Origin of the sequence: Chryseobacterium salviniae, from assembly GCF_035819015.1 — a bacterium.
Lineage (GTDB): Bacteria > Bacteroidota > Bacteroidia > Flavobacteriales > Weeksellaceae > Chryseobacterium > Chryseobacterium salviniae.
In genome coordinates this window covers 25826-45183 of sequence record NZ_JAYLAA010000051.1, presented here as the reverse complement: position 1 = coordinate 45183, position 19358 = coordinate 25826, and the positions used below count along the sequence as shown (strand labels likewise).

Below are 19358 nucleotides of genomic sequence, written 5' to 3'. Positions count from 1 at the left end.
ATGAATCGCAATGTAATTTCCATTGTTTTAGGAGGAGGTAGAGGAACAAGGCTGTTCCCGTTAACGTATACGAGATCTAAACCCGCTGTTCCCATTGCCGGAAAATACAGGCTGGTAGATATTCCTATATCCAACTGTTTAAATTCCGGGATGAATAAAATCCTCGTTTTAACGCAATTTAATTCAGCCTCTTTAAATTCACACATTAAAAACTCATATCATTTCGATATTTTCAGCAAAGGTTTTGTGGATATTCTTGCTGCGGAACAGAATGTTGAAAACGAAAACTGGTACCAGGGAACCGCTGACGCAGTACGCCAGTCAATGAAACATTTAGACAAATACGATTATGATTATATCTTAATTCTTTCGGGAGATCAGCTGTACCAGATGGATTTCAGGGAAATGCTGGATTTCCATATTGAAAAAGGGGGAGATGTTACCATTGCAACCATTCCCGTAAACGCTAAAGATGCAACAGGTTTCGGAATTTTAAGTTCTGATGATGAAGGAAATATCACCTCTTTTGTTGAAAAACCGGGATATGATATGTTAGACGGTTTGAAATCGGAAGTTTCAGAAGAAAACAAACACGCAGGAAAAGAATACCTGGCTTCAATGGGTATTTATATTTTTACGAAAACCATCCTTAAAAAAATGTTTGAGGAAGGAGCAGGAGACGATTTCGGAAAAGATATCATCCCTAATTCCATTGGCAAATATACTACCTTAAGCTATCAGTACGAAGGCTACTGGACAGACATCGGAACGATTGAATCTTTCTACGAGGCGAACCTCGATTTATGTCAGGATTTTCCTCAGTTTAACCTTTTCTCTTCATCACCAATTTATACCAGAGCAAGAATGCTTCCGCCATCCAAAATTAACGGTTCTTACGTAAGCAAAGCAGTATTTGGTGACGGGTGCATCATCATGGCAGATAAAATTGAAAATTCCGTCATCGGAAACAGAACGAGAATCGATAAAGGAAGTACCATTGTAAATTCTTATGTGATGGGAGCCGATTTTTACCAGGATACTATGGAGATTGTGGTTAATGACAGAAAAGGACAGCCTAACATGGGAATCGGGAAATACTGCTACATTGAAAAAGCAATTTTGGATAAAAACTGTAACATTGGAGACAATGTACGCATCATTGGCGGAAAACATCTTAGTGACGGCGATTACGGCACCTATTCCGTTCAGGACGGGATTATCGTGGTGAAAAAAGGAGCAATTATTGCACCGGGAACTCACATCGGATAAAAAATTTAAAAGCCATGATTAAAATTAGACTTTATTAAATTTAAATCTTATATCAATTTTATTTAAATAAATTAAAACAGAGTGATCATCATATTGGTCACTTTTGTTATTTTCAATACATTTGTACGATGCGTTTCTTTAAAATCATAGCGGCTGTTATTTTATTACTGATCGGGGCTTATGCGGCCTCCATGTATTATTTCGTGGATGAAAGCAAAGATTTTAAAATAGAAAAAGAGATCAATTATCCGGTAGAAAAAGTCTTTAATCAATTCAATAACCTCCAGAATTTTACACGCTGGAATAATTTCTTTACCAGCTCAGGTTCCATCGATATTGATTATTATACGCCGTACGAAGGGCAGGGAAGTTCTGTAAGTTATAAGGATCCGAAAAACGATACAGGCGGAGAGATGTTCCTGCGCTACGAAAATCCCAACAGAACCATTCGCTATCAGCTTTTTGAAGACAACAATGAAAGTCCTACCGTTGTTGATGTAAAATTTAAAGCAACGGCTCCGGAAAAAACAAAAATCACATGGGTTGTTCATACCCCGAAATTATCCGTTTTTAGACGTGTCGAAAACTTCTGGACAGAAGATCGATTTGCCGAAAATATCGATAAAAGCATGATTAATCTCAATAATGTTCTCGGAAATAAAGTGGAGAAAGACAACCAGATGGCTGCTATAAAATATGACAGCCTCATGGTTGAAAAAGAGGATGAAAAGCTGCTGTTGGGAATTAATGTAAGTACCTCCAACAAAAAGGATGCGCTCTATAAAAATATTGTGATGAATTATAACAAAATCTATAATTATACCACGATGGATCTGGGCAAAAAAGAAGATGAATTCGGCTTTCCGGTTCTCATCACGGATGCCGACAATTATAAAGATAAGGAAGTTTCTTATTTTCTCGGAGTTCCCCTTTCTAAAAAATTCGGGCTTACAGATAATAATTTCAGCTTCAGGACTCAGGCTCCTACGCAAAACTACATCATGTATTACAAAGGGAATTATGCAGGAAGGGTAAAAGCAATTCAGCAGCTGATCCAGAAAGCCAAGAAAGATGAAATGCGTTTTGGCGACATCCGGCAGACCTTTTTAGAACGCCCGGTGGAGGATGGCGATGTCAATATGAAACTCTCATTATCAGTATTTAAATAAATTCATTAAATTTATTTCTTTTATAGTTTTTTTAATAGGTACAGGCTGTTCCAACTCGGTTTTTTTTATTAAATTTGAAGTTTAATTCTACAAACAAATTTTAATAACAGATAAACTGTAATAATGGACAGATTTTCATTCCTAAACGCAGCTCATTCTCAATTAATTGAGGATTTATACCAACAGTATTTAAAATTTCCCGACTCTTTAGAACCATCATGGAAGGCCTTTTTTCAGGGCTTCGATTTTGCGTTGGAGAATTATGGGGAAGACGATTATATTCAGCACACACAAGCTCCGGCTGCTTCTGCTCCGGGGGTACAGCAGGCAGCGCAGGCTGCATCAAACGGTGAGGTTCCCGAGCACATCAAAAAAGAATTTAAGGTGGTGAACCTTATCGAAGCGTACAGAACGAGAGGACATCTGTTTACGAAAACAAACCCTGTTAGAGAAAGAAGGCATTACAGCCCGACTTTGGATATCGAAAACTTCGGTCTGGATAAATCGGACTTAAATACAAAATTCAACTGTGCGGTAGAAACAGGAATGAAAGGTCCGGCTACTTTACAGGAACTTATCACACACCTGGAAAACATCTACTGTGATTCTATCGGGGTTGAATACATGCACATCAACAACGTTGATGAAAAAGATTTCATTAAAAAATGGATTCAGGTTAATGAAAACCATCCAAGCCTGTCAGCAAATGAAAAAACTGAAATTTTATTAAAATTAAACCAGGCCGTAGCATTTGAAAATTATCTTCATACAAAATTTGTCGGACAAAAAAGATTCTCCCTCGAAGGTGGCGAAACGTTAATTCCCGCTTTGGATCAGTTGATTTCAAGATCTTCACATTTAGGCGTAGATGAGGTTGTTTTAGGAATGGCCCACAGAGGACGGCTGAATGTCCTTACTAACATTTTCGGGAAATCTTACAAGCAGATTTTCTCTGAATTTGAAGGAAAAGAATTTGAAGAAGACGTATTCTCCGGAGATGTAAAATACCATTTAGGTTCATCTAAAAAAATCAAAACAGCTTCAGGAGAAGAAGTGTCTATCAACCTTACTCCGAACCCGTCTCACCTTGAAACGGTGGCTGCTCTTGTAGAAGGAATCTGCCGTGCAAAAGTAGATGATAAGTACAAAGGAGATTATTCTAAAATTTTACCCATTGTAATCCACGGAGATGGTGCCATTGCCGGACAAGGTATTGCGTATGAAGTTGCCCAGATGATGACACTGGAGGGTTACAGAACGGGTGGTACGGTTCATATCGTTGTTAATAATCAGGTTTCCTTTACAACAAATTATATGGATGCAAGATCTTCAACATATTGTACAGATATTGCAAAAGTTACGGAATCTCCTGTAATGCATGTAAATGCAGATGATGCGGAAGCAGTTGTTCATGCAATCCATTTTGCTGCCGATTTCAGAGCAAAATTCGGTAAAGATGTGTATATCGATTTACTGGGATACAGAAAATACGGTCACAATGAAGGGGATGAACCAAGATTTACACAGCCCAACCTTTATAAACTTATTTCAAAACATCCGAATCCAAGAGAAATCTATAAAGACAAATTGCTGAAAGACAGCATAACGTCCAACGATGTTATCGCTAAGATGGAAACGGAATTCAAAGCACTTTTAGATGAAAATTTCGATGCATCCAAAGAAATCGAAAAAAATGTAATGGATCTATTCATGGCAGATGACTGGACGAATTACCCGATTGCTAAAAGAGGGGCGGTTCAGGAGCCTGTTGATACCAAATATGATCTTGAAAAGCTGAAGGAATTGGCCATTAAAATGTCTACGCTTCCAGCTGATAAAAAGTTCTTAAACAAAATTACAAGGCTTTTTGAAAACAGGATTAAAGCAATTGAAGCCGATTCTTTAGACTGGGCTTTGGGAGAATGGCTGGCTTATGCAACGCTTCTTGTGGAAGGACACAACATAAGAATTTCCGGGGAAGATGTAGAAAGGGGAACTTTCTCACATAGACATGCCGTGGTAAAAACCGAAGATACGGAAGAAGAATATATCCCGCTAAGGCACATTTCAGAAAGCAGATTTGATGTGTACAATTCTCACCTTTCAGAATATGGAGTTCTAGGTTTTGATTACGGTTATGCAATGGCTTCTCCTAATACGTTAACCATTTGGGAAGCGCAGTTCGGAGATTTCGTAAACGGGGCTCAAATTATTGTAGACCAATATTTGGCTGCTGCAGAAGAAAAATGGAAAATTCAGGATGGGTTGGTTATGCTGTTGCCACACGGTTCGGAAGGGCAGGGAGCGGAACACTCTTCTGCAAGACTGGAAAGATTCCTTACCCTTTGTGCGAATGAAAATATGGTGGTTGCCAATATTACTTCTCCGGCAAACTATTTCCACTTGTTAAGAAGACAATTGAAATGGCCATTCCGTAAACCATTGATCGTGATGAGTCCGAAATCATTGTTAAGACATCCGAAAGTAGTTTCTCCTCTTGAAGATTTCGCAAACGGAAGTTTCCAGCCGATCTTGGACGATCCTTCCGCAGATCCTAAAAAAGTGGAAAAATTAGTGCTTTGCTCAGGAAAACTATATTTTGAATTATTAGCTAAAAAAGAAGAATTAAATGCTGAAAATATTGCATTGGTAAGATTCGAGCAATTGTATCCATTACAGAATGACGCTATTGAAGCCATCTTCGAAAAATATTCAAACAGGAAAGAAATTGTATGGGCTCAGGAAGAACCTGAAAACATGGGAGCGTGGTCTTATATGCTGAGAAATTTCAGAGATACGGGAATCCAGGTGGTTGCTCCGGTTCCAAGCGGTGCTCCGGCTCCGGGAAGCCACAAAATGTTTGAGAAAAACCAGAATGCAGTAATCAACAGAGTATTCGACAGAAACGATGCTCCGGTAAAAAGACCGGTAACAGCTTAATTTTAATAAAGTGAAAGGTGAGATGTTATAAGTAAGATGTACAAGAATCTATCATCTATTCATCTATCCTCTTAAAGTCTAAAAAAATAATAAATAAAAAAATAAAAAATACGATATGTCAGTTTTAGAAATGAAAGTTCCTTCACCGGGCGAATCAATTACAGAAGTTGAAATTGCAACCTGGCTTGTAAAAGATGGTGATTACGTAGAGAAAGATCAACCCATCGCCGAGGTAGATTCAGACAAAGCAACACTGGAATTGCCTGCTGAAGAAAGCGGTGTGATTACTTTAAAAGCTGAGGAAGGTGATGTGGTGCAGGTAGGACAAGTGGTTTGCTTAATTGATATGGATGCTGCAAAACCTTCTGGAAATGCTGCTCCGGCCGCTGAAGCTCCAAAACAGGAAGAGGCTCCGAAAGCTGCTGAACCTGCTAAACAGGAAGCTCCGGCTGCTCAGCCAGCTGCTGCAACGCAAACGTATGCAACAGGTGCTCCGTCTCCTGCGGCTAAAAAAATTCTTGACGAAAAAGGCATGGATGCTGCTCAGGTTTCAGGAAGCGGAAGAGACGGAAGAATCACAAAATCAGATGCTGAACTCGCTGCTGTTCCTGCATTAGGAGGAAACCCGGTTACCGCTACAGGATCAAGATCTACCACTACTACAAAACTTTCAGTTCTCAGAAGAAAAATTGCGCAGCGATTAGTTTCTGTTAAAAATGAAACAGCAATGTTAACGACTTTCAATGAAGTTGACATGTCTGAAATCTTTAGATTAAGAAAATTATATAAAGAAGAATTTGCTCAGAGACACGGAGTAGGACTTGGTTTTATGTCTTTCTTTACTAAGGCTGTTACAAGAGCATTACAGATGTATCCGGATGTAAATGCATCCATCGACGGAGATTTCAAAGTAAACTATGATTTCTGCGATATTTCAATTGCGGTTTCAGGTCCTAAAGGATTAATGGTTCCGGTATTGAGAAACGCTGAAAACATGTCTTTTGCAAGTGTTGAAGCCAACATTAAGGATCTTGCTACAAAAGTAAGAGACGGGAAAATTACGGTGGACGAAATGACAGGTGGTACTTTCACCATTACAAATGGAGGAACATTCGGATCTATGATGTCTACACCAATTATTAACCCTCCACAATCTGCTATTTTAGGGATGCACAACATCATCCAGAGACCGGTAGCGGTTGACGGACAGGTGGTAATTCGTCCGATGATGTACGTTGCTATGTCTTATGACCACAGAATTATCGACGGAAAAGAGTCTGTTGGATTCCTTGTTGCGGTAAAAGAAGCCATCGACAATCCGGTAGGAATTTTAATGAACGGTGACGAAAGAAAAGGGCTTGGCTTATAAGTATAAAAATAAGTTATACGATAAATTTTAATCTCGCTCCAAAAAGGGCGAGATTTTTGTATATTTTATAAAAAATGACAAGATGATGTTCTCGAAAATGACCTCTAATATCAAAGTTTCAGTAATACCTGAATATGATAGCAAAAACAGTTATCCATCCGAAAACAGATATGTTTTCAAGTATAACATTACCATCGAAAACGACGGAAGTTTTCCGATAAAAATTTTAAAGCGAAAATGGCTGATCTTTGATGTGGGATTCGGTTATACGGAAATCATCGGAGATGGTGTTATAGGCCTGACTCCTGAAATTCCCGTTAATGAAAATTTTGCCTATTTTTCCAACATAATGCTTCGGTCCGGAGTAGGGAATATGAGCGGAAAATATCTGGTGAGAAATATGGAAACCCAGGAAAATTTTGAAATTGATATACCGAAATTTAATCTGTTGTCGGAAGTGTTAAGCAATTAAAAATTCCGCAATTCGGAAATTAATTCTGTATTTTGGAATTAATACTACTTTCAAAATAATTAAAGATTAAATTAAAGTTTTTTAATCTTTAGTTTCATATAATCTGAAATTTCTTCATTACTGCTGAGAAATAATTTCTCAAAAGCAAGCAAAGATATTTTTGCACAAACCTCCGCATCATCACCGGCTCTGTGATGGTTAAAGCTCAGTTGATGATACTCCGCAAGATGCTTCAGCCCGTATCGGGGAAGATAGTTCCATGATTTTTTAGCGAGCTGAATGCTGCATAAATAACTTAATTTCGGAGGAAATATTCCATAATGATTGAGGCAGCCTCGTAATACACCGGCATCAAATCCTGCATTGTGTGCAATCATCAATGTTCCGTACATCATTTCTTCTACTTCATACCAGATCTCATCAAAAGTAGGAGCATCTTTTACGTGATCCGGCAGGATTCCGTGAACATCTACATTAAACGGATTAAAATAAGGGAAACTCGGTGGTTTAATGAGCCATGTTTTCGTTTCCACAATTTTTGAATCCTGCACAATACACACCCCGAGTTCGCATGCAGAATTTCTCTCATGCGTAGCGGTCTCAAAATCTATTGCACAAAAATCCATATGTATTAAGTTGTTATTTTAAAGAAAAGCGTGCTTCTATTGGTTGCAACTTTAGTAATTTCCGTAATAACACTGCTGTATTTTTGTTTCAGGCTGTTCATGTCGATGCCATCCTGATCACTCACCGTAATAATTAAGCTTTTAATCACATTTTTACTTTCAGGAGTATCAATAGTTTCTTTCAGGATGCTTCCATGCGTAATTTTTTCAGTGAGGTATTGATTTAAATTATCTACTGCTTTTTTATCGGCATTTTTGCTGATTGCAATCCGGAATCTACCGCCGTTGAAACCTTCCTGAGCTCTTACCAGATAGACAGAGCCTTTTTTGAAATTAATCTTACCTTTTTTATCAACTTTATCACGGATATCTTTAAAAGACAGGTCTTTTTCAGACACTGGTTTTTCTTTTTCCAGATCAATATTGTCAATAAGATTACGGAATGAAAAAATCATAACTTTTACCGGATCTGCATCTTTTACAGCTTCAGTACTTTTTTCTGATATGATTTTAATGCTGTAGTTCTTATCAATAGCAGACCATCCGCTTTTCTGCGAAAATCCCAGCTGAAAGAAAAGTAATAAAAAGAATAATGAAATTGTTTTCATTTTAAAAAATGTTTAAAAATCAACCATTTAGATTGATAGAATTGATGTTTCTGATGTTTCTGCCGTCTTTTCCATGTTCCCGGTATAAGAGTATAAAAAGCAAAATGTGCTCTTCCTACAGCCCAAAAATGGGATATTCCATATTTATAGCCAAAATATATTGCAGCCAATCCGTCGAGACAAAGTCTTGAAAATAGTACGGCAACTAAATTCGGGAAGGGTAAATTTTTCAGCAGCATGACAAGATTATTTCTCATATTAAGAAACGTTTTTTTTGCGCTTTGCTTATTCAGAGTTCCGCCGCCAACGTGAAAAACTTCGGATTTTCCGGTGTAATAAATCTTTTTCCCCGAATTAATCAGTCTCCAGCAGAGATCAATTTCTTCCTGATGGGCAAAAAACCGCTCATCAAAACCTCTTTGTTCCCAAAAATCTTTAGAACGGATAAACAAGCAGCATCCTGAAGCCCAGAAAATTTCAGCTTCATCATTGTATTGTCCGCGATCTTCTTCAGTATCATCGAAAATGCGTCCCCTGCAATAAGGATATCCTAAATTATCAATCAGGCCTCCGGCAGCACCTGCAAATTCAAAATAATTTTTTTTATCGTGGGATAAAATTTTTGGCTGTACCGCTGCAATTTCAGGATTTTTTTCCAGCAGTTCCAGTACTGGCTCTGCCCAGTTTTCAGTTACTTCCACATCAGAATTCAGAAGGCAGTATATTTCGTTGTCAATATGCTTTAACCCTTCATTATAACCGCCTGCAAAGCCGTAATTTTTATCATTTTTAATAATCTTTACCTCCGGAAAATAATTCATCAGAAAATAAATGGAGTCATCGGTAGAAAGATTATCAATCACATAAATATCAGATTTTTGAGAAAAGCGGACTACGCTTGGAAGAAATTTCTCCAGCCATGATTTCCCATTCCAGTTTAGTATGACAACTGCTAATTTTTTATGCATCAATCTTGTTTTTATCTGAATCAAAATTTTTAATGGAATCCTGGTACTTCCATTTTCTGTGTGACCAAAGGTAATTGTCGGGACGTTTATTTATGGTATTTTCTAATAATTTATGGAATTTTTTAATGACTTCATGTTCCACAAATTTTTCTCCATCCGGATAGATTCTGTGGTAATTTACCTGATAGAATCCGCGTTTCACTTTTTTCATTTCACAGTAGATGAAGGCAAGGTCCATTTTCGTTGCAAGCCTGTCGTAGCCTGTGAAAACAGGAGTTCTTTGGTTTAGGAATTCCAGGCCGTACGTGATATGTGATGAATGCGGAGTCTGATCTGCTACAAACATATATGCCGAACTTCCGTCATTTTTAGACCTTACAATGTTAAGGATTACTTCTTTGGCTTCCAGTGCTTCATTTCCGAATTTATTCCTGACGCTTTTCATCTGGTTTTCCCAGAAGTCACTGTTTACCTTTCTGTACACAGGATGACAATGATCCTGTGGAATTATCTTCGCCAAAGCATTGATCCATTCCCAGTTGAAGACGTGTCCTGCCAGTAAAATAATGTTTTTTCCTTCTTCTTTCGCTTCATGAAAAACCTCCTGGTTGATATGTTGCATCCTTACTCTTGATTCCGTTTCCGAAATACCGAAAGATTTAATGGTTTCCACCAGATAATCGGAGAAATTACGGTAAAATTTTTTCCTGATTTTTTTTATCTCATCATCTGATTTTTCGGGAAAGGAGTTTTTAAGATTCTTTGTGATTACATTTTTTCGGTAACCTACCATATAATAATTCAGAAAGAATATAATATCTGAAAAAACATATAAGATTTTCAGTGGCAGCTTGGAAATTAAGTTTAATATTTTGATCAGAAAATTCATAAAACAGGCAAATTTACGGATAATAAAAATATGGTTGTATCTTTGCAGGCAAATACTCATGTTTTTTTAATTTTAAAGTATGAAAAAATTATCATTAATAGGTTTTTTAGGATTGAGCTTATTTGCTTTTTCCCAAAATATAAAGCCGACAGAAGAAAGGAAGAATGATGAAAAGGCACTGCTGGTAAAGACTGATCATTCTGAGCTGGATGCCAAAAAGAAAGCTGCGGAAGAAAAGGCTAAATTACCAAAGCCGTATGATCCGAAAGCTGATGCTGAAAAAGATATTCAGAACCTTATTGCCAAAGCCAAAAAAGAGAAAAAAAATATCATGATCCAGGCAGGAGGGAACTGGTGTATCTGGTGTCTGAGATTCAACCAGTTTGTGCAGATAACCCCTGAACTAAAATCCATTGTTGATAAAAACTACGAATATTATCACCTGAATTACTCTCCTGATAATAAAAATGAAAAAGTTTTTGCAGCGTACGGAAATCCCGGAGAAAAATTCGGTTATCCTGTTTTCATTATTCTTGATAAGAACGGAAAAATGATTCATGTTCAGCAAAGCGACGTACTGGAAGAAGGAAAAGGGTATAGCCTTGAAAAAGTAAAAGAGTTTTTCAACAAATGGATTCCAAATAAATCATAGAAAAAGGCCGGAAATTTTCCGGTCTTTTTGGTTTATAGATACTATAATTTTAATATTTATTTCCAAATCGCAACCTGTTAATTACTTATACAAAAAAAACCACTCCGTAATGAAGTGGTTTTGTATTGTAAAAGTCTTAATTGATTAAGCTTCTTCAGATTTAGCTTCTTCCTTTTTAGCAGGAGCAGCTTCAACCGGTGCATCAGATACGATATCGAATTCGAAATTGTATTCTACATTTCTGTGAAGTCTGATGTTAGCAGTTACTTTACCAGTTCTTTTAATCGTGTTTCCTGGGATTTTGATGTATTTCTTCTCTACAGAAACTCCAGCTTTTTCAAGAGCTGCAGAAAGATCTGCATTGTTGATAGATCCGAATAATTTATCACCAGAACCTACTTTTGCAGGAATCGTAATAGAAGTTTTTTTCAATTGTTCAACTACAGCGTTTGCAGCAGCGATTAATTTAGCTTCTTCTTCTTTTCTCGCTTCTAAAGTAGCTTCAAGAGCTGCTTTGTTTTTAGGAGTTGCTAAAAGAGCGTATCCTTGTGGGATTAAGAAGTTTCTTGCATAACCTGGCTTTACGCTTACGGTGTCGAATTCAAGACCTAAATTTTCTACGTCTTTTTTTAGGATAATGTCCATTGTTGTTGTCCGTTTTAGAGTTTGGAGTTCCGGATTTTATATTCCGGGTTGCTCTTCACATCGTTAGAATTTATTAATTAATTCAGCAACAAAAGAAGAGATTGCTCCCTTCTTTTATTTATTTTTTTGTCTTATTTCAATAAGTCTGCTACGTATGGTAGTAACGCAAGGTGTCTTGCTCTTTTGATTGCAGCAGAAACTTTTCTCTGGTATTTTAAAGAAGTTCCGGTGTATCTTCTTGGTAAGATTTTACCTTGCTCGTTTACGAATTGTAATAAGAAATCAGCGTCTTTGTAATCAACGTGCTTAATTCCGTATTTTTTGAATCTACAATATTTCTTTTCAGATTTTGTATTGATATCAAGCGGAGTAAGGAACTTTACTTCAGATTCTCCTCCAGCTGAGGCTTGTTTAGCCATTTCGTCTATTGCCATGTCTTGTCTTTTTAAAAAATAGGGTTAATAATTAAGCTTTAGCTGCTTTTACTTTTGCTCTTCTTGTTACAGCGTAGTCAACAGCGTGTTTGTCTAGTTTTGTAGTAAGGTAACGGATTACTCTTTCGTCACGCTTGAATGCTAATTCTAAATCAGCAACTACAGAACCTTCACCTTTAAATTCAATTAAAGTGTAGAATCCGTTCTTTTTCAATTGGATCGGGTAAGCTAATTTTTTTAATCCCCAGTTTTCTTTAGCAACGATTTCGCAGTTCTTTTCTTTGATAAGATCTACATACTTGTTCACTGCTTCCTCCACCTGAGCTTCAGATAGAACGGGAGTTAAAATGAAAACAGTTTCGTAATTGTTCATAATGTTAAATGAATTTGTTAATTATTTCGAGGTGCAAAAGTATTTAAATTATTTGTAATATACAAGAGATTGGTGAGAAATAGAATCTAATTCCGTAAAATGCTCAATAATTAATTTTAAACTGGTGAAATTCATATATGTTTTTAATAGTAGATGAAATTAAGTTTATCAAAAAACCTTCGGAAAAATCCGAAGGTTTAGTATGGTAAGATGTTTCGATAAGCATATCAATCATAACTCATCAATCATTAATAGATTATATTTCCGTATTCAGATCCCAGTTTTCAAGATAATCGTGAACATGTTTCAGCATCATTCCGCCTAAAGAACCGTCTACCACTCTGTGGTCGTACGAGTGAGACATGAACATTAAGTTTCTGATTGCAATAACATCTCCGTCCGGCGTTTCAAGAACGGCAGGCTTTTTAACGATCGCTCCGATGGCTAAAATGGCAACTTGCGGCTGAGGAATAATCGGGGTTCCCATAAGGTTTCCGAAACTTCCTACGTTGGAAATGGTGTATGTCGCACCCTGAGTGTCTTCAGGTCTTAATTTTTTATTCCTTGCTCTGTATGCCAAATCATTGATTGCTTTTGCCAGCCCGGAAAGAGATAACTGGTCTGCATTTTTGATTACCGGAACAATAAGGTTTCCGTCCGGTAAAGCAGTTGCCATACCGATATTGATATTTTTCTTTTTGATAATGTTCTCACCGTTTATGGAAACATTAATCATAGGGAAATCCTGGATGGCTTTTACTACTGCTCTTACGAAAATCGGCATGAAAGTAAGCTTTTCGCCTTCACGTTTTTCGAAAACGGCTTTATTTTTATTTCTCCATTTCACGACGTTGGTAACATCTGTCTCGATGAAAGAAGTTACGTGCGGAGCAATCTGCTTGGCTTTCACCATGTTTTCAGCGATAATTTTTCTCATTCTGTCCATCGGAATGATCTCATCACCTGCTGCAGCAGTGATTGTTGAAGCCGGAGCAGATGTTGCAACGGGTTGTGCAGCGGGAGCAGCCTGTTGTACCGGAGCTGTTTGTGCTGTTGGCTGACTGCCTCTGTTTTTAACGTATTCTAAAATATCTTCTTTGGTAATTCTTCCTTCCAGACCGCTTCCTTTAATGGATTTCAGTTCGGCTTCAGAAATATTTTCCTGTTGTGCAATTGATTTTACAAGCGGAGAAAGATAAAGGTCTCCGGAAAACTCTGTGGAAGCAGATGCTTTTAAAGGCTCTTCAATGGCTTTTAAAGTTTCCGCATCCGGAGCAGAAGCAGGTGTTTCTGTAATGGTTTCTTCGGAAACTGTGTTTCCTCCTTCACCTTCAATTTCTAAAATAGCAATAGCTTCGCCTACTTTTGCAACCTCGTCTTTCTGTTTTAAAATCTTTACGATTTTCCCCGAAACCGGTGTCGGAACGTCTGAATCTACTTTGTCAGTTGCAATTTCCACTACGGAATCATCTTCTTTCACATGATCTCCTTCGTTGAATAACCAGGTGATAATGGTGGCTTCCATAACACCTTCTCCCATGGAAGGAAGCAATAATTTGTACTCTGCCATTTTTATTTTTTAGATTTTGACAAATATATAAAAAAAATCGTTTTTTTTATGAAATATTAAATTTAGAAAAATTCGATGTAAATATTTTCTCCAACATTAAGCCCGAAAAGAGATTTAGCACCATTTTTCCTGCTTCCTTTATAGATGGTTAACTCCAAAAGCTGGCTGTCATTGAAAATTGCTGCAGACTGCCCGTGAAATTCTGTCTCTCTTTCCCAGTCTGAAACCACTTCGGTATGGCTGAGAAATATACGTGAAAGACTTAAATTTCTGAATTTTATCGTGAAATTTTCGTATCCTTTGCCTGAACTTTCAAAAAAATCTTTGTTAATATTTGATATTATATTTCCGAAATTATCAATGTAAGTAACTTCCCCAATGATCATTTTTTCAGAATCATTGAAAACCGGTTTCGGGAAAAGGAGCTGTTTAGCCGTATCTATTTTCCTTCCGATCACTTCCGGAAGCCCGCCGTTGGCCAAATGCACTGCTGCAGGAACAAAAACATCGGTTGACGTAAAGTTGACAATATCATCAAAGCGGTTGTTTAACGTGATTTCGTAAATTGCTTCTGGTTTGATATCAAAAAAGACAAGGCTTAAAAGCCCATTGTCGGCAGCGATAAAATAATGCCCGTCGGCTTTATAGAGAATATTTTTTCTTGATTTGTTGTGAAAACTGTCTACCGAAAGTATATGAACAGTGTTTTTCGGAAAGTGCTTGTAGGCATTTCTTACAATATACGAGGTCTGAATAAGGTTGAAGGCCTGAATACTATGGGTAATATCAATAATATTAACTTTCTGATTCAGAGAAAGAATGCTGCCTTTTACAGCGGCAACCCTGTAATCCAAATTTCCGAAATCTGAAGTGAGTGTAATAATTGACATTGATTGTTTATAGAATAGTAGAACTGCAAATTTATTTAAAATAAAAAGAATGCCCGAATGATTGTGGAAAAGAATTTGATATAAATTTCCGAAAAAAGTTTTACATTTAAAATCTAAAATTAATAAAGATACTGCATGTTTGAATTAACATATGATTTGGAGGATATCGATGCGAAAATCTTCTATGGAGTTAATAACCAATTTTTCAATTTAATAAAATCCACATTTCCGACTCTTAAAATCACCGGGAGAGACCACTTTATCTTTGCCATGGGAAATCAGGAAGCCCTTGATATTTTTAAGCAGAAACTGGATGATATCGTAAATTATATTTCAAAAAATAATTCCATCACCCTTAAAGATGTTGAAAATATTCTTAATATAAAAGATGAAAACGAAAAACAGCTTGTTTTCGATCAGGACATCATCGTAAAAGGGGTAAACGGGAAGATCATTAAGGCCAAAACCACCAACCTTAAAAAACTGGTTAAAGAAACTGAGAAAAAAGATATGGTTTTTGCCATCGGACCGGCGGGAACAGGAAAAACCTATACCAGTGTTGCGCTGGCTGCAAAGGCGCTAAGAGATAAATCAGTGAAAAGAATTGTTCTTACACGGCCAGCGGTGGAAGCGGGGGAGAGCTTAGGATTTTTACCGGGAGACCTTAAAGAAAAGCTGGATCCTTATTTACAGCCTTTATATGATGCGCTCCGCGATATGATTCCTCATGAAAAATTGGAGGGATTTATCGAAAAAAAAGTAATTGAAGTAGCTCCTTTGGCGTTTATGAGGGGAAGAACTTTGGATGATGCTTTTGTTATTCTGGATGAAGCTCAGAATACCACCCATTCTCAGATGAAAATGTTTTTAACCAGAATGGGAATGAATGCAAAATTCATCATCACGGGAGACCCAAGCCAGGTTGATCTTCCTCCCAAACAGCAATCCGGTCTTAAAGAAGCCATGCGCATTCTGAAAGGGGTAAAAGAAATAGGATTTGTACATCTTACTGAGGAAGATGTTGTGAGGCACCCTGTGGTTAAAAAGATTATTTTAGCTTACAACGATGAAGAAAAAAAACAGAAGAACGATTAAAATTGAATATTTGTTAAGAGCAGGATAGAAAACTATCCTGTTTTTTTTATTGCAAAAAAAATAATCAAAGTTTTGATATTTGGAAAAAAATATTATTTTTGCCATCAGTTATTTAAAAACTATTAACAAAATGAAGAAAATTTTACTTTTAACAGCAGTTGCTGTTATCGGGATGAGCGCAAAAGCTCAGGAATTCAGATTTGGTCCTAAAGCCGGTTACTCTTACTCAACAGTTAAATTTAAAGACAACTCAGAGTCTGAAACATCAGATCCTTTACACACTTTTTACATTGGAGGGATTGCAGAGTATAAGATAAGTGACAAATTTGGTTTACAAGGAGAAGTTTTATACTCTCCGCTTGGAGGCAAACTAAGTGTTGCAGAAGTTGATCCTGATGATCCTACAAACTTTTTTAATGTAAAGGCAAAGCAGACTTATCATACATTGCTGATTCCTGTTTCGGCTAAATATTTTATTACCGAAGGTTTTTCTGTTTCTGCAGGAGCTAGTTTCGGAGTTATTCTTTCTGCTAAACAAAAATATTCTGCTGATTTAGGATTGGGAGGTGTTATTCCGGGATTTGAAATTAACAGCAGTGATGAGATTGATATCAAAGATCAGATGAATACTTTGAATATCGCTCCTTTCATCGGAGCAGAGTACATGCTTGAAAACGGATTGTTCTTTGATGCAAGATACAATTTGGGTGTTTCTAACCTTGCAAAAGAAACTTCTAATGGTGAAAAATTAACTAACAGCTTCTTGCAGGTTGGTGTAGGTTTTAAATTCGGAGGTAACTAAGGAATTATCATTTAAAAAAAGTAAAGCGGTACAAAATTTGTTCCGCTTTTTTTGTGTGTTTTAAGGTACCACAATTTCTTTTGATCAACCATTCAATAATTAAATACTTAAACTTATTAAAATGAAAAAACTATTATTACTGGGTGCTTTTGCACTTTTAAGTGGTGTTGCACAGGCGCAGGAAGGTTTCAGACTTGGCGGGCATATTGGCGCTCCGCTTGGTGATGCAGCAGATGCAGCGAGTGTAACCATCGGCATTGATGCAGCATACATGTGGAATATCACAAAAGGTCTGGATATCGGTGCGACTACAGGATATTCTCATTTTTTCGGGAAAGATAATGTTGATGATTTCGGTTTTATTCCAATCGCTGTTTCCGGAAAATACAGCTTTAACAAAGTTCCTCTTTTTGTAGGATTGGATCTTGGAGCTGCTATTTCCACTAAAGATTATATCAACAGTGGATTATATGTAGCACCAAGAGTAGGATATCAGATGAAAAATGTAGAGCTGTACCTGGGATTCCAGAATATAGGAAGCAAATATAAGGATCGTTATTGGAGAGGGGATGACCGATTTAACTTCGGAGCCGTGAATTTCGGGGCAAATTTTTTCCTAAAGTAGAATTTTTTTTAATCAATCATATTCAACTCCAATTGAAAAATTGGAGTTTTTTTATTCATATGATTGTGAAAACTTCAAGCTTCATACTTTAATACGATTTATAGCTGTAAAATGCCAATAATAAGCAATGATATTAATCACGTTAACAAATTTTAATATTATCGGACCCCACTGTAAATTTGCCGTCAGAAAGTATTAAATTTTTAAAAAAATGAAAAAAGTATTATTAGTAGGTGCTGTTGCACTTTTCGGTTTATCTAATGCTCAGATCGCTAAAGGAACTGCGTACTTATCAGGACAGGTTGGTTATTCTTCAACTCAGGATAACAACACAGATTCTAAAGTAGAAGATTTCACTATCGTACCTACTGTTGGATATTTCGTGGGAAATAATGTTGCTGTTGGTTTAGGTGTTGGTTATGCAAACAGCTCTACAACTACAACAAGTGTATTAACAAATATTGAAACTAAACTTTCAACTGATGCATTTGTAGTAGCTCCATTCGTAAGAAAATACTGGACTGTGGGTGAGAAATTATACATCTTCGGACAATTGGAAGTTCCAATGGCATTCGGTAAAGATAAAGCTGAATACAGCGGTGCTGCATCTCAGTTCAATACAGAATCTGATTTCACTTCAATCGGAGTAAACATCAAGCCGGGTGTTGATTATTTCTTAAACAAAAACTGGTCTATTGAAGCTACTATCGGAGAATTCGGATACAACAACTTCAAGTACAAAGATCTTGACAAAAGCACTGATAACTTTAACTTCGGATTAAATTTATCTTCCGTTACTTTCGGTGTTAAATATGTTTTTGCTAAATAATAAACAAAACGTATACAATCAAAAGTCCTAAGTTTTGCTTAGGGCTTTTCCACTTTTAACTATTGTAATTAACCATGAAAAAATTATTATTTGCAACTGCTGTTGCACTTTTCGGATTATTAAATGCTCAAATGACCAAAGGAGACTGGGTAATCAGCGGGAACACAGGAATGGGTTTCAACAGTATTAATACCAATACTAAGGTAAACGGAACAAAATATGACGAAACTAAAATCAGCTCATTTTCAATTACTCCTTCTGTTGGATATTTTGTGATCGATGGATTGGCTGTAGGAATTGATCTGGGTTTTGATTCGAATACTACTAAAGGAGATGGAAGCAAGGTAACTTTATCTACATTTTCCGTTATGCCTACTGCTACTTATTATTTTAATACAGATAGCAAATTTTTCCCTTTCGTAGGAGCGGGTATTGGATATGCATCCACTAAAACAAAATACAATCTTTCGAATTCTATTGCAGATCCTTTGCTTTGGTCTGGTGATACAACAACGGATGGTCTTGCATGGAAAGCAAAGGCCGGAGTTACTTATATGGCTACACAATCATTAGGGATTAATTTAGGGCTTGGTTTTGATCAGTTCAGTAATAAAGAAACCTATTCCGGAATTGATTATAAAACCACAAGAAATACTTTCGGGGTAAACGTTGGTTTCTCCTATTTCATTAAGTCTAAATCTCAGAAATCTGATAAATAATAAACTTTGACAAAGATCTAAACTTTGAGAAAGTGCTAAAAAAATCCGGCTCAAATTTATTTGAGCCGGATTTTATATTTTTATTACTAAACCTAAAATTTTTAAAACCATTCTTTCTGGTTCTGAACATAGGTTCTGTCAAACTCCTCATCGGATTTCGTAAGGTAAATGATCCCTTCGATTAAACCGATAAGTCCGCCAACGGTACCGCAGGTTACCAGACTTAAAATTAACTGAATAATTCCCGTCTTGGTGTATCCCAGATAGAACTTATGAATAGCCAGCCCACCCAAAAGGATAGCAAGAATACCGGCGGCTACTTTTTTCTCTGATCTGTAAGGCTGATTATAGTTACCGCCCTGTTTTTCATAAACTTCCATAAAAATATTTTAAATGATTTGATTTGGTGTGTGT

21 protein-coding genes are annotated in these 19358 nt (G+C 36.7%); 11 read left to right on the top strand and 10 right to left on the bottom strand.

Features of this window, described 5'->3' with window-relative positions:
• The 5 genes from SOP96_RS16670 (at window position 1) to apaG (ending at window position 7219) form a co-directional block, all read left to right on the top strand.
• On the top strand, window positions 1-1269 hold the full coding sequence (locus SOP96_RS16670) for a glucose-1-phosphate adenylyltransferase (protein ID WP_326322028.1): 1269 nt from the start codon (window positions 1-3) through the stop codon (window positions 1267-1269).
• Window positions 1270-1397: 128 nt separating this feature from the next.
• Window positions 1398-2438 carry an SRPBCC domain-containing protein gene (locus tag SOP96_RS16665; protein ID WP_326322027.1) on the top strand — a complete coding sequence of 347 codons (1041 nt, stop codon included), beginning with the start codon at window positions 1398-1400 and terminating at the stop codon, window positions 2436-2438.
• Between the two features lie 123 nt (window positions 2439-2561).
• A complete protein-coding gene (locus SOP96_RS16660; protein WP_326322026.1) occupies window positions 2562-5378 on the top strand; it encodes a 2-oxoglutarate dehydrogenase E1 component in 2817 nt (938 codons plus the stop codon).
• Window positions 5379-5493: 115 nt separating this feature from the next.
• Window positions 5494-6747 (top strand): 2-oxoglutarate dehydrogenase complex dihydrolipoyllysine-residue succinyltransferase, encoded by a 1254-nt coding sequence (gene odhB / locus SOP96_RS16655; protein WP_326322025.1) that lies wholly within the window; start codon window positions 5494-5496, stop codon window positions 6745-6747.
• 82 nt (window positions 6748-6829) lie between these two features.
• Window positions 6830-7219, top strand: coding sequence for a Co2+/Mg2+ efflux protein ApaG (gene apaG / locus SOP96_RS16650; protein WP_326322024.1), 390 nt, complete (start codon window positions 6830-6832; stop codon window positions 7217-7219).
• 71 nt (window positions 7220-7290) lie between these two features.
• Here apaG and SOP96_RS16645 read toward each other — a convergent pair whose 3' ends face one another.
• The 4 genes from SOP96_RS16645 to SOP96_RS16630 are packed head-to-tail and all read right to left on the bottom strand — an operon-like array spanning window position 7291 to window position 10310.
• Complete coding sequence (locus tag SOP96_RS16645; RefSeq protein WP_326322023.1) at window positions 7291-7845, bottom strand: 3'-5' exonuclease; 555 nt, start codon at window positions 7843-7845, stop codon at window positions 7291-7293.
• Window positions 7846-7850: 5 nt separating this feature from the next.
• Window positions 7851-8453 (bottom strand): hypothetical protein, encoded by a 603-nt coding sequence (locus tag SOP96_RS16640; RefSeq protein WP_326322022.1) that lies wholly within the window; start codon window positions 8451-8453, stop codon window positions 7851-7853.
• Window positions 8450-9421, bottom strand: a complete 972-nt coding sequence (locus SOP96_RS16635; RefSeq protein WP_326322021.1) for a glycosyltransferase family 2 protein — start codon at window positions 9419-9421, stop codon at window positions 8450-8452. Before SOP96_RS16635 ends, SOP96_RS16640 begins: the two co-directional genes overlap by 4 nt.
• A complete protein-coding gene (locus SOP96_RS16630) occupies window positions 9414-10310 on the bottom strand; it encodes a lysophospholipid acyltransferase family protein (protein WP_326322020.1) in 897 nt (298 codons plus the stop codon). The genes SOP96_RS16635 and SOP96_RS16630 overlap by 8 nt, the downstream gene beginning before the upstream one ends.
• A gap of 79 nt (window positions 10311-10389) precedes the next feature.
• On the opposite strand from SOP96_RS16630, the gene SOP96_RS16625 reads away from it, so the two are divergent.
• Window positions 10390-10962 (top strand): thioredoxin family protein, encoded by a 573-nt coding sequence (locus SOP96_RS16625; RefSeq protein WP_326322019.1) that lies wholly within the window; start codon window positions 10390-10392, stop codon window positions 10960-10962.
• A 144-nt stretch (window positions 10963-11106) separates the two neighbouring features.
• Here SOP96_RS16625 and rplI read toward each other — a convergent pair whose 3' ends face one another.
• The 5 genes from rplI to SOP96_RS16600 form a co-directional block, all read right to left on the bottom strand.
• Window positions 11107-11607, bottom strand: a complete 501-nt coding sequence (rplI, locus tag SOP96_RS16620) for a 50S ribosomal protein L9 (protein ID WP_326322018.1) — start codon at window positions 11605-11607, stop codon at window positions 11107-11109.
• Window positions 11608-11738: 131 nt separating this feature from the next.
• Window positions 11739-12041 (bottom strand): 30S ribosomal protein S18, encoded by a 303-nt coding sequence (gene rpsR, locus SOP96_RS16615; protein WP_002979091.1) that lies wholly within the window; start codon window positions 12039-12041, stop codon window positions 11739-11741.
• A 31-nt stretch (window positions 12042-12072) separates the two neighbouring features.
• On the bottom strand, window positions 12073-12414 hold the full coding sequence (gene rpsF / locus SOP96_RS16610) for a 30S ribosomal protein S6 (protein ID WP_066434819.1): 342 nt from the start codon (window positions 12412-12414) through the stop codon (window positions 12073-12075).
• Between the two features lie 256 nt (window positions 12415-12670).
• A complete protein-coding gene (locus tag SOP96_RS16605) occupies window positions 12671-13984 on the bottom strand; it encodes a dihydrolipoamide acetyltransferase family protein (RefSeq protein WP_326322017.1) in 1314 nt (437 codons plus the stop codon).
• Between the two features lie 62 nt (window positions 13985-14046).
• Window positions 14047-14874 (bottom strand): SAM hydrolase/SAM-dependent halogenase family protein, encoded by an 828-nt coding sequence (locus SOP96_RS16600; protein ID WP_326322016.1) that lies wholly within the window; start codon window positions 14872-14874, stop codon window positions 14047-14049.
• 135 nt (window positions 14875-15009) lie between these two features.
• On the opposite strand from SOP96_RS16600, the gene SOP96_RS16595 reads away from it, so the two are divergent.
• The 5 genes from SOP96_RS16595 (at window position 15010) to SOP96_RS16575 (ending at window position 18944) form a co-directional block, all read left to right on the top strand.
• A complete protein-coding gene (locus tag SOP96_RS16595; protein WP_326322015.1) occupies window positions 15010-15969 on the top strand; it encodes a PhoH family protein in 960 nt (319 codons plus the stop codon).
• Between the two features lie 130 nt (window positions 15970-16099).
• Window positions 16100-16771: a porin family protein gene (locus SOP96_RS16590; protein WP_326322014.1), complete on the top strand. Its 672-nt coding sequence runs from the start codon at window positions 16100-16102 to the stop codon at window positions 16769-16771.
• A 121-nt stretch (window positions 16772-16892) separates the two neighbouring features.
• Entirely contained in the window at window positions 16893-17396 is a 504-nt protein-coding gene (locus SOP96_RS16585) for a hypothetical protein (protein WP_326322013.1), read from the top strand.
• A 211-nt stretch (window positions 17397-17607) separates the two neighbouring features.
• The gene (locus SOP96_RS16580; protein WP_326322012.1) at window positions 17608-18225 is read left to right on the top strand and encodes an outer membrane beta-barrel protein; all 618 of its coding nucleotides are present in this window, start codon (window positions 17608-17610) and stop codon (window positions 18223-18225) included.
• A 74-nt stretch (window positions 18226-18299) separates the two neighbouring features.
• Window positions 18300-18944: an OmpW family outer membrane protein gene (locus SOP96_RS16575; protein ID WP_326322011.1), complete on the top strand. Its 645-nt coding sequence runs from the start codon at window positions 18300-18302 to the stop codon at window positions 18942-18944.
• 101 nt (window positions 18945-19045) lie between these two features.
• Here SOP96_RS16575 and SOP96_RS16570 read toward each other — a convergent pair whose 3' ends face one another.
• Entirely contained in the window at window positions 19046-19324 is a 279-nt protein-coding gene (locus SOP96_RS16570; RefSeq protein WP_283421182.1) for a TM2 domain-containing protein, read from the bottom strand.
• Between the last annotated feature and the right edge of the window lie 34 nt (window positions 19325-19358).

Coding starts and splice junctions, on each gene's coding strand:
- SOP96_RS16640 (WP_326322022.1), bottom strand. CDS start 8,453: ATGAAAACAATTTCATTATTCTTTTTATTACTTTTCTTTCAGCTGGGA.
- SOP96_RS16605 (WP_326322017.1), bottom strand. CDS start 13,984: ATGGCAGAGTACAAATTATTGCTTCCTTCCATGGGAGAAGGTGTTATG.
- SOP96_RS16590 (WP_326322014.1), top strand. CDS start 16,100: ATGAAGAAAATTTTACTTTTAACAGCAGTTGCTGTTATCGGGATGAGC.
- SOP96_RS16595 (WP_326322015.1), top strand. CDS start 15,010: ATGTTTGAATTAACATATGATTTGGAGGATATCGATGCGAAAATCTTC.
- apaG (WP_326322024.1), top strand. CDS start 6,830: ATGATGTTCTCGAAAATGACCTCTAATATCAAAGTTTCAGTAATACCT.
- SOP96_RS16600 (WP_326322016.1), bottom strand. CDS start 14,874: ATGTCAATTATTACACTCACTTCAGATTTCGGAAATTTGGATTACAGG.
- SOP96_RS16670 (WP_326322028.1), top strand. CDS start 1: ATGAATCGCAATGTAATTTCCATTGTTTTAGGAGGAGGTAGAGGAACA.
- SOP96_RS16645 (WP_326322023.1), bottom strand. CDS start 7,845: ATGGATTTTTGTGCAATAGATTTTGAGACCGCTACGCATGAGAGAAAT.
- SOP96_RS16570 (WP_283421182.1), bottom strand. CDS start 19,324: ATGGAAGTTTATGAAAAACAGGGCGGTAACTATAATCAGCCTTACAGA.
- SOP96_RS16630 (WP_326322020.1), bottom strand. CDS start 10,310: ATGAATTTTCTGATCAAAATATTAAACTTAATTTCCAAGCTGCCACTG.
- SOP96_RS16575 (WP_326322011.1), top strand. CDS start 18,300: ATGAAAAAATTATTATTTGCAACTGCTGTTGCACTTTTCGGATTATTA.
- odhB (WP_326322025.1), top strand. CDS start 5,494: ATGTCAGTTTTAGAAATGAAAGTTCCTTCACCGGGCGAATCAATTACA.
- SOP96_RS16635 (WP_326322021.1), bottom strand. CDS start 9,421: ATGCATAAAAAATTAGCAGTTGTCATACTAAACTGGAATGGGAAATCA.
- rpsR (WP_002979091.1), bottom strand. CDS start 12,041: ATGGCAATAGACGAAATGGCTAAACAAGCCTCAGCTGGAGGAGAATCT.
- SOP96_RS16660 (WP_326322026.1), top strand. CDS start 2,562: ATGGACAGATTTTCATTCCTAAACGCAGCTCATTCTCAATTAATTGAG.
- rplI (WP_326322018.1), bottom strand. CDS start 11,607: ATGGACATTATCCTAAAAAAAGACGTAGAAAATTTAGGTCTTGAATTC.
- SOP96_RS16585 (WP_326322013.1), top strand. CDS start 16,893: ATGAAAAAACTATTATTACTGGGTGCTTTTGCACTTTTAAGTGGTGTT.
- SOP96_RS16625 (WP_326322019.1), top strand. CDS start 10,390: ATGAAAAAATTATCATTAATAGGTTTTTTAGGATTGAGCTTATTTGCT.
- SOP96_RS16665 (WP_326322027.1), top strand. CDS start 1,398: ATGCGTTTCTTTAAAATCATAGCGGCTGTTATTTTATTACTGATCGGG.
- SOP96_RS16580 (WP_326322012.1), top strand. CDS start 17,608: ATGAAAAAAGTATTATTAGTAGGTGCTGTTGCACTTTTCGGTTTATCT.
- rpsF (WP_066434819.1), bottom strand. CDS start 12,414: ATGAACAATTACGAAACTGTTTTCATTTTAACTCCCGTTCTATCTGAA.